6 protein-coding genes are annotated in these 14540 nt (G+C 47.6%); 2 read left to right on the forward strand and 4 right to left on the reverse strand.

The genetic code is table 11. The annotated features are described in order from the left end of the window. Positions 1–55: 55 nt before the first annotated feature. Together S7335_RS06360 and uvrB are read right to left on the reverse strand one after the other, a co-directional pair. Positions 56–4534: a chemotaxis protein CheB gene (locus S7335_RS06360; protein WP_006457207.1), complete on the reverse strand. Its 4479-nt coding sequence runs from the start codon at positions 4532–4534 to the stop codon at positions 56–58. 394 nt (positions 4535–4928) lie between these two features. Continuing rightward, a complete protein-coding gene (gene uvrB, locus S7335_RS06365) occupies positions 4929–6971 on the reverse strand; it encodes an excinuclease ABC subunit UvrB (RefSeq protein WP_006453603.1) in 2043 nt (680 codons plus the stop codon). Between the two features lie 483 nt (positions 6972–7454). Between uvrB and S7335_RS06370 the strand changes: the two genes are divergently transcribed. Continuing rightward, on the forward strand, positions 7455–9941 hold the full coding sequence (locus tag S7335_RS06370) for a GH116 family glycosyl hydrolase (protein ID WP_006456137.1): 2487 nt from the start codon (positions 7455–7457) through the stop codon (positions 9939–9941). 401 nt (positions 9942–10342) lie between these two features. Here S7335_RS06370 and S7335_RS06380 read toward each other — a convergent pair whose 3' ends face one another. Then, positions 10343–11935 carry a GAF domain-containing sensor histidine kinase gene (locus S7335_RS06380; RefSeq protein ID WP_006453884.1) on the reverse strand — a complete coding sequence of 531 codons (1593 nt, stop codon included), beginning with the start codon at positions 11933–11935 and terminating at the stop codon, positions 10343–10345. Between the two features lie 334 nt (positions 11936–12269). Between S7335_RS06380 and S7335_RS06385 the strand changes: the two genes are divergently transcribed. Then, on the forward strand, positions 12270–12578 hold the full coding sequence (locus tag S7335_RS06385; RefSeq protein WP_006455133.1) for a DUF3155 domain-containing protein: 309 nt from the start codon (positions 12270–12272) through the stop codon (positions 12576–12578). 368 nt (positions 12579–12946) lie between these two features. Here S7335_RS06385 and S7335_RS25785 read toward each other — a convergent pair whose 3' ends face one another. Next, positions 12947–14440: a response regulator gene (locus S7335_RS25785; protein ID WP_006456165.1), complete on the reverse strand. Its 1494-nt coding sequence runs from the start codon at positions 14438–14440 to the stop codon at positions 12947–12949. Positions 14441–14540: the final 100 nt, after the last annotated feature.

The following is a 14540-nucleotide window of genomic DNA, read 5'->3' on the forward strand; positions in this document are numbered from 1 at the left end:
AGGCAATTGTGATTGTGTTTGTTGTTCTGGTAATTTACTCACTATTCCCGTTAGTTCAAGGGCTATCTGGCTGAGCCCATTTCACTAACTTACGTTCTAGATCGTCACTGGCAAAGGGCTTAGTGATGTAATCACTCATTCCTGCAGCTAGGCATTTGTCGCGATCGCCTTTCATGGCATTCGCAGTGATTGCAATGACTGGAATACTACTATTGCGAGAGTTTTGCTTTCTTAGTTTTCTAGTCGCTTCATATCCATCGACTATTGGCATCTGACAGTCCATCAAAATTAGATCGAATAATTCGGCGTTGATTTTATTCAGCGCTTCTTGCCCATTTTCTACGGTCACCACATTGTCGTAGCCTATATCTTCTAGCAGCATCACTAGCAAATCTCGGTTGTCGATATTGTCTTCAGCCACCAAGATGCGAGCCTGACTACTGTCGATAGCATCCTCTGCCGGCGGTTGAAGGGCTTGTGCTTCTAAAACGTCTTCACTGTCTCCCGCTTTCTCTAACGGTACTACAAACCAAAAGGTGCTCCCTTGGTTAGGTTGACTTTCGACGCCGATCTCGCCTCGCATGAGTTCGACGATGCGACGACAGATGGTTAAGCCTAGTCCAGTGCCGCCATATTGGCGAGTGCTCGAATTGTCTGCTTGAATGAAAGGCTCAAACAGATTTTCTTGTGCATCTGGGTGAATTCCTACACCTGTATCCGTAACGCTAAAGCGGACGGTTACTTTGTTCTTAGCTCTCTGAATGCGTTGCGATCGCAGCTGTATACTTCCTTTTGCTGTAAACTTGACTGCGTTTCCTAGTAGATTATGCAATATTTGTTGTAGTCGAAAGCTATCGCCGATAACAAGGGTTGGTAAAGTGCTATCTACCTCTAATGTTATCGATAGTCCTTTCTCCTCTGCGCTAGGTGCAAAGTTAGCGAAAGTCGTTTTAAGTAGGGTCCCAAGATCAAAAGGCTTGCAGTCAATGTGGAGTTCTTGAGCCTCTAACTTAGAAAGATCTAGCACGTCATTAATTAAAGTCAGCAGGGTTTGTCCATTGCGCTGGAGGACTTCTAATAGATTTTGCTGCCTTTCGTTTAATCCTGTGCGCTCTAGTAACTGGCTAGTTCCTAGTATTAAGTTCATTGGGGTGCGAATTTCGTGACTCATATTCGCAAGAAATTCCGATTTGGCTTGGTTGGCAGAATCAGCAGCCTGGGCCGCCGCGATCGCATTTTCCAAGGTTTGTTTCTGTTTTGTCAGCCGCCTTTCGGTTGTTTTCCTCCCGGTAATATCTGTTGCAAGGCCTAATACTTGCTGGACTCTTCCTGCGCTATCGACATCAAAAGCCACGCTGCGAAGCGCTATCCATCTCCAGCTTCCATTTTTGTGTTTGATCTGGAGTTCGGTCTCTAAGACGTCTGTATGATTATGGATAAATCGCTGATAGTACTGAATGACTTTAGAGAAATCCTTGGGATGAACAAGTCTTTGGATGATGTGATCACCCATATCACGAACTTCTCTTGGGGTATAGCCCAAGATCTTACTCACCGAGGAGTTTAGATACGTCGCTGACATAGAGGGAATATCGTATATGTAAATGATGCCAGGATTAGACTCAGACAGTCTCTGAGCAAAGTTACGGCTATCTTGCAGTTCTGTTTGTACCTTCTTGATCGCTGTGATTTCATTGACCACGGCAGCTACCCAGCGGCGACCATTCTTTAGATCTACGGGAAAGTAGCTCGCTAGCCAGTGGCGATACGCATCCGGTTCGGTTGGCAGCGCCCCTTCAAATTCGTAATCTAGAACAGGGTTTCCTGTTTCTAATACCTGTCGATGTAGAGCCATTGCTTGCTCTCCGATTTCAGACGGCAGGATTTCAGCCATTGTCCTACCAATATGCTCTTCGATCGATAGCTGATCGATCTCTGCTAGCATTTGATTTAGCCTAACAAAGCGCAGATTCTCATCGTGCAGCGCAAATCCTACTGGACTCGTAGCATAGACAGTTTCTAATACGGCGTTACTTTCTTCTAGTTTTGCCTGCACCCGCTTTAGTTCAGTGACTTCTAAGAATGTCAAGGTCACACCGTCTAGTTCACCATCCGCTTTGATATACGGATAGGCTCTTAGCAACAGGGATTCTTTGGTATCGGCGTTGCAGACCTCTTTCTCTATCAAAGATTCATGAGCAATGACCTCTCGGGCCAAAGCGTCTAGACTCGTTTCCACTAAGCGATTAGTGAAGTTAGCAATGGGTCGATCGACATCACCCGCCTGCAGGTTTACCACAGCCGCAGCAGCAGGCGTAAATTTTCTAATATACAAATTGCGGTCTAAGAAGACTACGCCGACATTTGTACTGCGTAACAGATTGTCAATATCTTCGTTGAGCTGCACTAATTCATTTATCTTTCTTTGATACTCAGCGTTAACAGTGTATAGCTCCTCATTGACGGACTGCATCTCCTCATTGGTACTTTGTAGTTCTTCGTTCGAGGCCAACAGCTCTTCATTCGTAGCCTGTTGTTCTTCGTTGATGGTTTCTAATTCTTCGATCGTAACCTGTAAGTTCTCTTTGGTTTGTCTAAGTTCGTATTCTAGAGCACTGATTTGTTCTGCCGCATCCGCCGAGATTTCACAAGGACTCGAATCAACAGCAAGCGTAGCACTAACAATCTCTAGCATAACCACTAAAAGATTGTTGTCTCGCCCGTTTTCTGGCTCAAAGCCTACCTTTAAATCTATATGGTGAACGGTATCGTTTTTAGGCAGCGGGATGCCTGTATAGGTCACCGATTCTTTCTCACGTTTAGCTCGATGCAGGGCGGTTTCTAGGGGTAAGCGTAGCGCTTTTGGCACCATCTCAGTAACATCCATCCGTACCTCCCCAATAGCAAGCTCTAGAAGCTGCGCCGAATTGTGGAAAATTTGCAGCAGCTGATTATTGTGGTTGACGGCTAGGCAAGTAACTTTGCGATCACCCAGCGCATGCTTAAACGCAGTTTCAACAATTTGTTTATCTCTTTGACTGTCGTCTTTGATCTGTCTTCGCGATCGAGACGCTGTGGCAGTAGGCTGCACATAGGCGTTGGGTAGTAGCCTTCGCCCGTTCTCTCTTTTACGATACAGCCTACTTTCAGCATGGACTACCTCAAAATCTTCAGCGTATTCACCTAGCGTTTCAGATCCACCAAGAAATAGAATGCCTTCTGGTGCAAGTGTAAAGTGCAACAGTCTCACTACCTGCTGCTGAAGGCGAGAATTCATGTAGATCAGCACATTGCGGCAGCTAACTAGATGCATCTTTGAGAATCCCGCATTTTTAGTCAAATCGTGCGGCGCGATAATCAGCATCTCTCTCAAGAACCGCTTAACCCTGTACATATCTCCGACTTTATCGAAGTAGTCCTCTAAGCGATCTGCCGTGATTTCGTTGGCGATGCTGGCTGGATAAACGCCTTTTGCCGCGAAAGAGAGTGACTTAGAATCAATATCTGTCGCAAAGATCTTAACTGTTAGCTCTTTATTCGCTGTCTCCAACGCATCCGCGACTGTCATCGCCATGCTGTAAGCTTCTTCTCCCGTAGAGCAAGCGCTTACCCAGATCCGAAGCTGGCCGCCTGCTTCCTGTTTTTCTATGAGGTCGGGCAGTATTTGATTTCTTAAGCGTACCCAAGGCGCACCGTCCCTAAAAAAGCGAGTAGCACCGATCAACAAGCTTTGTCGTAGCAGCTGCCGCTCTTCTGCTGACTCAGAAAGAATGCTAATGTACTCAGTGATATTCCGGCAGTGATTGAGCGCACAGCGATGATGTGTTCGTCTTCGAAGGGTATTTGTCTTATAGTCAGAAAAGTCAATGTCGGCTTGATCTGCTAGGATGCTAATTATTTCTTGAAGTGCATCGGGGCTAACAAAGGCTGCTTCGGCTTTCTCCCCTTGATTTTGGTCATAGGTGAAGCGAACAATATTGTAGACAGCTCTAGCAAGTTCTTGGGGAGAGAGGATTTTGTCGATGATGCCTGTGGCGATCGCATTAATAGGCATACTGCTAAACTGGGCCGACTCTGGTGTTTGAGCTAAAACAACACCCCCCGCTCTACTGATCTGCTGCAACCCATCTGACCCATCACTGCCACCGCCTGTTAGCACCACTCCAATGGCTCGCTCAGCGAAGTTTTGAGCCATCGATTCAAAAAAGAGGTTGATCGGATAGTTCAGATGCTCAGCGCGATCAACTAAGACAAACTGCCGATCTTGCAATAGCATGTTCTTCCCAGGCGGCATCACGTACACCATGCCAGCCTCTACAGGCATCTCTTCGACCACCTGACGCACCTGCATCGCTGTCTTGCGCTGCAGAATTTCACTCATCATGCTACGAAAATCTGGCGAAAGATGTTGAATAACTACAAACGCCGCATTCGGATGATCAGAAAGGTTTGAGAAGAACTCTTCTAGCGCCTGGATACCTCCGGCTGAGGTACCAATCCCAACGATAAAGAAATCTGAGGATGAGACTGTCATACTGGGAAGAATTGTCGACGGTAGCTAGGCTTACTATTATCGCTTATTACTAATATCTCTTATATGCTTAAAGAGTGAGTTCTATCGCATATCAATTGTATCGATATATGACAACACATCACGGTTGATTGAGATTGTTGGATTTAATTTATTATTAAGAACAAATTACATAGATGTAGTCTTAATGAAAGCAGTACTTTTTGTCCAATGATATCGATTGATAGTCCAACGATGTCGGTGTAAATGCGCAGGTATAAAATACTGCTATGTCGGTATAAAATCTCTATTTATGAAGTGTCTGTGCTTATGAAATTTCCGTCGAAGCTTCTTAGCATTAGAACTGTGCATGGTAGACACTCCTCTGATTGGAAAGGTATTAAAGAAGATAGGCTTTCTAACTGACTTCTTGTTTGTCTAGCCTAGAAGGCGATTTGTGTTTCCCCAGCAGGCGATCGCGCAAATGTTTAATCCGATCTCGAAACTCACTAGCCTCTTCAAATTTCAATTCCTTCGCTGCCTGTTTCATCTTTGTCTCTAACTGACCGATCAGCGCCGGAATATCTTCTAACGCTAGCTCATCGCTATGACTAACAGCTTGTTCTAATTCTTCAGCATTAAGACGACGCGAAACATCCAAGAAAGAGAGAATAGAGTTGGACTGACGACGAATCAACGCGGTCGGCGTAATTCCGTTTTTCTCGTTGTATTCAGCCTGAATGGCCCGTCGGCGCTCAGTTTCACCAATTGCCTGCTCCATACTCTCAGTCATATTATCCGCGTAGAGAATCGCCTTGCCTTCTATATGGCGAGCCGCACGGCCAATGGTTTGAATCAGCGATCGCTGCGCTCGCAAAAAGCCTTCTTTATCCGCATCTAGGATAGCCACGAGGGAAACTTCGGGTAGGTCTAGTCCTTCTCTCAATAGATTGACGCCTATGAGCACGTCAAATACACCGTTGCGCAAGTCTTGAATAATCTCGATTCGCTCAATTGAATGCACTTCTGAGTGAAGGTAGCGAACTCGAACCCCGTGCTCGTTAAAGTAGTCGGTAAGATCTTCGGCCATGCGTTTGGTCAAGGTAGTTACCAGAGTTCGCTCATCTTTTTCTGCTCGCATACGAACCTCACCTAGCAAATCATCTACTTGACCTTCGGAAGGTCGCACCATGATTTCAGGATCAAGTACGCCTGTTGGGCGAATAATCTGATCGACAACGTGTCCTTCAGAAAGACCGATTTCCCAGTCCCCGGGCGTCGCTGATACAAAGATGCACTGATTGACTTTATCCCAAAATTCCTCGGCCTTTAACGGTCGATTATCAGCAGCACTGGGCAACCGGAAGCCGTGCTCGATCAGCACTCTCTTGCGGGCCTGGTCGCCGTTGTACATGGCTCGAATCTGAGGCACAGTCACGTGAGACTCATCTACAGCGAGTAGCCAGTCATCATGTGGAAAATAGTCGAGCAGGCACTCTGGCGGCGCACCCGGTAGGCGACCCGCTAGATGGCGAGTATAGTTTTCGACGCCGTTGCAATAGCCAACTTCTTCGAGCATTTCTAGGTCGTAGCGAGTTCGCTGCTCCAACCTTTGGGCTTCTAGCAGCTTACCTTGACTCTCTAAAAATTCGAGCTGCTCTTTAAGCTCAGCTCGAATGCCTTTGCAAGCAGCCTCTAGCTTGTCATCGGGGGTAACAAAGTGACGGGCCGGATAGATATTTAGCGCGTCCATGCTTTGCAGCGTCGCCCCTGTCACCGGATCGATGTAGCGAATAGCGTCAATCTCATCGCCAAAGAACTCGACGCGAATCACCCGGTCTTCATAAGCAGGCCCAATTTCTAGCACGTCGCCTTTGACCCGAAAGCGACCGCGGCCCATTTCAAGATCGTTACGCGTGTATTGAACAGAAGCTAGATCGCGTAGTACTTGGCGCTGGTTGGTCTCTGCACCTACTCGCAGCGGAATCGAAGCGTTGAGATATTCAGAGGGAATCCCTAAGCCGTAGATACAGCTGATAGAGGCAACAACGATGACATCTTTGCGCTCGAAGAGTGATCTGGTAGCAGAGTGCCGCAGCATATCAATCTCATCGTTGATAGAAGATGTCTTTTGGATATAGGTATCGGTGACAGGGATGTAGGCTTCTGGCTGATAGTAGTCGTAGTAGCTGATGAAGTATTCGACGGAATTATCTGGAAAGAACTCGCGCAGCTCGTTGCATAGCTGAGCGGCCAACGTTTTGTTGTGGGCTAGCACCAACGTCGGTTTACCTACCTGATCGATAGTGCGGGCAATGGTGTGCGTTTTACCGGTACCGGTCGCGCCTAGTAGGGTCTGATACTCTCTGTTCGCTTTGAGGTTTTTTACAAGCTGCTTGATTGCTTGGGGCTGATCGCCTGCAGGTTCAAAAGGGGCTTGAATATTGAATTTCTTTGGCATGGATGAGAACAAGAGCGGCGGCAACCGTCAGGCTTTATAGCACTTAACCTGTCTTATGGTAGACGAATTAGCTAGCGGCGATCGCATCTTTCGATAGAGACCGCGATCGCTCAAGTGCAGAACAAATGAGAGCTAGTGCGTTCATAATAATACACAAGTACTAACTTCGCTATCTATGCCTAACGCTCTTTCAAGGCAACTCTATGCAAGCCACGGGTGCCAGACCGTTAAGGCTAAAATTTCTAAGGCCAAAATGTCAGGGAGAGCAACCCTGTCGTCTACGAACAAAACCAGACAGCTATCCATAAAGGAAAAGGCGTCTTTAGGAATAAGCTTTCGCTTACCATCTCTCCTAGAGAGATGGCCTCTATACCGTCATATATAGCTGGCAATAGTTTGGCGTAGTCGGATCGCTAAATATAGTTGGCGCAGTTGACAAAGCGTAGGATAATCCGGGGTGTTCTAGCGTGTAGTGTCCTATAGATGAAGCCCAGTGATCCTAGCTCTAAGATTCCGCAGTGCGTCTGGCAGTGGCCAATTGGAAAGACCTGGGATACCCCCTATATTGTGCGCTATGCCAGTAATCTGGATGATGGGCCAGAGCATGGTGCGCCTTTAGGTGGGTTTGGAGCAGGCTGTATTGGTCGCTCTCCGCACGGTACATTCAATCTATGGCATCTAGACGGGGGCGAACATGTCTTTGACAGTTTCCCTGGCTGTCAGTTCAGTGTCTTTGAGCAAAGCGCGGACGGTGAAACAAAAGCCTATGCAATGAGTTCGGATAAGCCAGAGACTGAACTCGCTAGCTGGCAGTGGTATCCCGCTGGCAAAACAACAGAAAACACAGGCACCTATCATGCGCTGTATCCACGTAGCTGGTACCTGTATGAAAATATCTTCAAAGCAGATCTAACCTGTGAGCAGCTTTCTCCTATCTGGGCAAACAACTATATAGAAAGCAGCTATCCAACCGCTACTTTCATATGGACTGCTCACAATCATACTGACCAACCGTTGACACTTAGCATCATGCTGAGCTGGGAGAATATGGTGGGCTGGTTCACTAATAGTGAGACCTCTCCAGAGATTCAGCAAAGAGAGGATGGCAGTCCTTTTTACGACTACGTTCCGCTACTGAGAGAAAGTAAAGGAAATTACAACACCCTGGTTTGTGAGGAAGGTGTTGCTAGAGGTGTTGTTCTAGACGGGAACTGGACAGGTAGTCCGGCGGAAGGTCAAGGACAGTTGGCGATCGCAGCTCATCATCTCGAAGCGGAAGTCTCGTATCATACCCGATGGCATCCCGATGGAGACGGCAGTGAGCTATGGAATGACTTTTCAACAACCGGCCGCCTCAGCAATCTTGAAGATGTAGATCAAAGCGGCGGTGAACGGATTGGAGGGGCGATCGCCCTACGCTTCACACTTGCCCCTGGTGAGACGAAACAAATTCCTTTTACTCTTAGCTGGGACTTACCCGTCACTGAATTTGCTAAGGGAAAGCGAGCCTATCGGCGCTACACAGACTTTTTTGATCGGAGCGGTCGCAATGCTTGGGTGATCGCCTCTACTGCTCTAAATAACTACGCCATTTGGCAACAGAACATCATTAACTGGCAGCAGCCAATTCTAGATAGAACAGATTTGCCTAACTGGTTCAAGATGGCCCTGTTCAACGAGCTATATGATCTCGCGAGTGGCGGTACGCTATGGTCTGCTGCTAGCAAAAGCGACCCGGTTGGACAGTTCGGTGTGCTCGAATGCATTGACTACCGTTGGTATGAGAGCTTAGATGTGCGTCTCTATGGTGGCTATGCTCTCCTCCTGCTTTGGCCAGAACTGGAGAAATCCATCCTGCGAGCCTTTGCTAGAGCGATTCCTACTGCTAACGCGAAAGAACGGATCATTGGCTATTACTACACCGTTGGCGAAGCCGATCACATGGCCCCACGCAAGCTCAAAGGTGCCACTCCACACGATCTGGGGGCACCAAATGAGAATCCGTGGATGGCAACGAATTACACGAGCTATCAAGATTGTAATCAGTGGAAAGATCTTTCTAGCGACTTTGTTCTACAGGTATATAGGGCCTTTGAATCGACGGGCAGCGTGGATATGGACTTTCTCTTAGATTGTTGGCCTGCGATTGTAGAAACTCTAGGCTATACAAAGTTGTTCGATACCGATGGCGACGGTTTGATCGAAAATAGCGGCGCACCCGACCAGACCTTTGATGATTGGAAATTGCAGGGAATTAGCGCCTACTGTGGCGGCCTATGGATTGCGGCTCTAAGTGCAGCCATCAAGATAGGAGAGATTTTACAAGAGAGCAAGCGAGTAGAAGGAACGATTGTGATTTTACTTGCTCAATATCGACGCTGGTGGCAGCATGGCCGCACAGCTTATCAAAAGCAGCTTTGGAATGGCGAATATTATCGATTGGATACAGGCAGCGGTTCGGATGTCGTCATGGCCGATCAGCTCTGTGGGCAGTTTTGTGCCTCTACGATGGGCCTTCCAGATGTGGTGGATAGCGAATTTGTAGAACCGACCTTGAGAGCGATTTATGAGGCTTGTTTCGTTAGGTTTAATCAGTACACTGCGCAGTTGGGTCCTCAGAATCAGAAGTTTGAAGGTGCTCAGACTGGATATTTTAGCGCTTCAGAACTTGGCGTTAAAGTAGGTTGTGCGAATGGTGTACGACCGGACGGCTCACCGCAAAACCCTGACGATACTCATCAACTAGAGGTTTGGACAGGGATTAATTTTGGTTTAGCGGCATTCTTGGCTCATGAGGGCAAGCTGCACGAAGCAATGGAAATTACAGAGGCGGTGGTACGACAGGTGTATGAGCACGGATTGCAGTTTCGTACACCAGAGGCAATCACAGCGGTTGGCACGTTTCGCGCCTGTCACTATCTAAGGCCAATGGCAATTTGGGCAGTGTACCAATGCGGGTTCGTAAGGTAGCCATTTGTAACGCATATCTTCAATTCCATAAGCGCTGCGACTTCATACGCTGCGACATGTAGCATAGTGTAGATAGATAGTGTGGATAGATTTAGTTATCTATAGAATCAGTGATTGCCACAGACACCAGAAACCAGAAGGGAATAACAACAACTAAGGTAGCTGGAAAAATCCATACGGGTACGTTTAGCACCAATAGTTGGATATGAAAGGAGACCACCGCAAATATGAACCCCATTGCTAGAAGCAGTGCGAATATAATCGATTTTTTCGTAGGTTTGTTCTTACTAGGTTTTTTCTGCATGTGACTGTTCGTGTTTAGACATACGTTTGTTGCTACGGTTCTAGTTTGCCCAGCGCTAATAGAGGCATACCTTTTCCGCGGCTTGTAACACTACCGACTAGTCCACTACCCTACGCTCTACCTCCAATAGCCACACAATAAATACGGTTCCTGGTCCAGAATGAGCATCGAAAGCGCTTAACGGCAACCAGGGTGTTCCTGCTGCCGGACTAACAACTTCAATGAATCCCTGCATCTCAGCAGTCAGCGACTGTGCGATCGCTAACCCCAACCCAGTCCCTGGAATATCGCCCTCAGCCTGCACGCCTCGATAGTTCCGTTCAAACAGCCGTACCAAATCATCCGCTGGAATCCCCGGTCCTGTATCACCGACTACGATTCCTTGATACTGCCCCTGCGCTGAATACCGACTGCTAATCTGACGCATTCGACTGACACCAGTTTGTACCCATACCTGAGCGCCAGCAGGAGTGTATTTCACCGCATTATCGACCAGATTACTCACTACCTCACCTAGCGCTTCTTCGTCTCCCCACACCGAAGGTGTATCTGGTGCCACCTGTGCGTGTAGCTCTATTCCTTTTTCAGTAGCAACAATGTCAGCCACCGCCAAGACAGGTTCTAAAATGTCAGGCAAGTACTGGGCAGATAGCGTCAGCGCGTGCCCCAGCCCTGTTCCTGTTCCATTTTCCTTTGCTGCTGCGGTTACCCTATCCCCAGCTGCTGACACCACAGGCTCTGTCCGAGGTGGTAGGCTCAGCGGCGCAGGTGGTAGCAGTGGTGGACCAAGCGCGACATCATCTGCTAGATTCGCATCACCAATCGCCACCGTCTCGTCAAAGTGGGCCACCATCTCTCGCAGCCGTTTACTCTCGCGCACAATTCCTGTTGCTACTGGCTTATTTGAGTCTTCTGGTTCTAGCCGCCGTACCAGTAACTGACCAAAGGTCGTCACGGCAGTCAGGGGATTGCGGAACTGGTGCAGCAAATTGTGAAAAATTTCTGACTGACGGCTTTGAAGCGCTCGCTTGTTAGAAAGCTGTGCTTGCAGCCACTGGTTGCGCCGCTCTAATACACAGCTTGCCGCTAGCATCTGAGCAACTGCTTCAATATGCTGCTGTTCGTCCTCTCTCCAAGCGCGGTCACGTCGCACAGTTACCAGTAGTCCGACTACCACATCGCTATAGACCAGTGGCACCACTAACCGTCGATCAGACTGAAGCTCTGGCCAAGGGTGATCGCCTTTGGCCCTATCAAAAACGCTATCAGACTCGGCTCTGTCGCTAGCCCTGTCACTAGGGGGTTTGTCGCCTGAGGATTTTTCAGAACTTTGCTCACTAGATTGCTCACCAGAGTTCCGTGTATCAGTACTCTGCTTGCTAGCGCTGGTTTTCGATTCTTTCGACAGGGCTGTCTCAGCACTTCCTGGTAACGCCAGTACCCTAAACTGACTGTCGCCCCGTCGGCCTTCAAAGTTCTCTACCCAGCGCTCAATCGACTCAGGATAGCTGACTACAGGCGCAAAACTGGACTGCTGACGAGTATACGCCTCGCCCTCCTCTGCTGCTGAATCGTCGGTTGCTAGTTCGGCAATATAGATAGCTGCAGAAGACTCCTCCATCTGCTGAATTAACAACCGCAGCTGAACCTGGCAAAGCGATAAAAATTCTGGACTGGCGATCGCGGCCATAAAAACGTCTACAAAAGCAAAGCGGAACGATATCTATGTGAACTATATCTATATACAGAGCAACAGCAGACTATATACAAAGCAACAGCAGAAAAGGGAACGAAAGCAATAAGTTTCTAACATTTCCTTAATACATTCTGGTTAAGAACGCTGCCGAGTGCAACCTATAGAAACACTGCCTGCTATACGACACGCCGCAAAACGCAAGCAAAAACAAACGTAGATTGATTTTTAAACCAACTTGAAATTCTAAGTCGTACCTGATATATTTTGCAAGGCTTTAATTATTTTGTAGCTCTCGCTACATCTAAATCACACTACAGGAGGGAAGAAGTTGGCACGAAGACGCAAGCGCAAAAGCCGTCGTCGCCTAGAGGGACGTCGCATTTTAGAATCAGTTCCTCAATTTAGCATCGAAAGTGGCGAGGAGAAGCCAGTCACAGCGGCTCGAAACTACATTCATGCTCAAGGTATCTGTCCTCCGGCCCTGCTGCTAGTCAAGCGTAATGAACATACAACTGATCGCTACTTTTGGGCAGAGAAAGGCCTATTTGGCGCTCAGTATGTGGAAGAGAACCACTTTTTGTTCCCCAGCCTTCGCCTACTCATGAGCGAAGAAGAAGACGTAGCAGTTTCCATGTAGAAAAGGCTTTAGCTGCGGACCTCAACCTATTTGAGATGACTAGTTGAGATAAGCATAGGGCTAAATAAGTACCAGATAAGAGGAGTGGTGGATATCCATCGCTCCTTTCTTATTGCGCTTCTTAGTGTGCTACAAATCCGTTTCAAACAGATGCGTTGCAACTATGTAGCTTTGGTCACTTAGCTTGCGGCATAGTCGTTGGCTATAACCCTTGTGTTTCAACAGGCTAAGTGACTCGCAATGTGCGGATGTATTCGCGCATTGCTATAGCGTTCACCACTTAGCTCTACACATTCGTGATGGGTAGAGTCGTTGATACATATAGATCTTGGTTGGGAATCGCCAGTTGCATTTGGCAATTCCTGCTACTAGCGCCAGCGCTGCGTTCCCCAAACCAACAGATCATGCCTGGATATGAAGATCTCTCCGCCAATTGTTTGGATTTTGAGCATATCATCGGCCAATGTCAGAGACTGGACGTGATACCAGCTGCCTCGTCTTAGCACCATAAGATTCGCCCTAGAGACTGTAGCGCTAGCTGTCTCGTCCCCTTTTGGACAGGCTTTCCCATGCCATACTTCCCACAGCTCTTGTGCATGAGTACGATACACCTGACAATTCTTAGGAACGGTGCAATGTTGAAAATAGCAGGTTCCATTCGTTCTTTGGCTGACTGGGAAAAAGCTATTTACTATCAAGTGATGGCACACCGCTTCCCAATAGTCGGAGTTACGGTTGACAATAGCCGTCTGTGTGCCTCGCACCAGCTTTCCGATAACGATATCGCCTTGTGTTTGACTAGTGAGTGTAGCTGATGCGTGGTCGTAGCTAGCAGTTAGCTCACCGCTCGTAAAGTGGGTAGGCTGCTTACTAACAAACGAGTCGATAAATGTTTTTATAGCGTCGATTTCGCGATCGCCAATCAACTCACTGGTAGTACTGGGTGTTTTGGTTATCAGCGGTGGCTGACTCTCTTTTGAAGTATCTAACGAAGAGTTTGACGACTTGGTTTGAGCTGTGATCACAGGGGTTCTAAATGTGAAAAGACAGCCTGTAATATCGCCTATCGTATCTCTGATAGCGACTACATGTCCTACTATCGAGACTGCTTGTTTCGAACGCGGTAATAGCTGAGTGTGCGCCGGTAGCTGCACAACATCTGTCCCTTCTAGGATCGCTTTCACAATCGAGCGAACACTTCTTAAGCCCACGGCTTGGGAGCTATTTATAGTGTCAGAAGTGTCAGATTTTTGCATTTCGCTTCGAAACTTGAGGACATCAGCAATTGGCCGATCCAAAGCTTCTTGTAGCGACCAGTCTGTAATGGACTCGGCCATGGCATTCATAAAGATGACATTACCATGACGATCGGTTGCCATTACTGCTTCGCTCAGCGATTGGAAAGCGGTTGCATACCAGTGCTCGCTAGAGCGAATAACTTGTTCTTGCTCGTGCTTGTGAAGGGCAATTTCGATTGCGATGCTTAGCTCTCTTTCTTCAAACGGCTTTAGCAAATAGCCGTATGGTTCGGTCTGATTGGCTTGCTTGAAGGTGCTATCATCTGCATTAGCTGTCAAATACACGATTGGAATTTGAAATTCCGATTTGACTTTTTCAGAAATATCGATTCCTGTCATTTCCCCTTTGATATGGATGTCCATCAGGATCAGATCGGGGCGACTGTTTTGAATCTTTCTTAGTGCGCTATCTCCAGAAGCCGCTTTCCCTGCAACGTCATAGCCTAGTCGAGTAAGACTAGATATGATGTCTAGCGCAATCACGCTCTCATCTTCGACGACCATGATCCTCTTTTTAGGAGGTGCCGACTGGTGGATAGGTTTAGCGTCTAGCTCAGTTGTCATAACAGTACTCCATCAATTGAATAGCAGTGGACGGTTGCTTCGATAGCAGCTATAGCTTTCATAGGGTTGCTTAGGATCTGCTCATCGGCTAAAGCCGTTA

The organism is Synechococcus sp. PCC 7335, assembly GCF_000155595.1.
In the GTDB taxonomy this organism is placed as follows: domain Bacteria; phylum Cyanobacteriota; class Cyanobacteriia; order Phormidesmidales; family Phormidesmidaceae; genus Phormidesmis.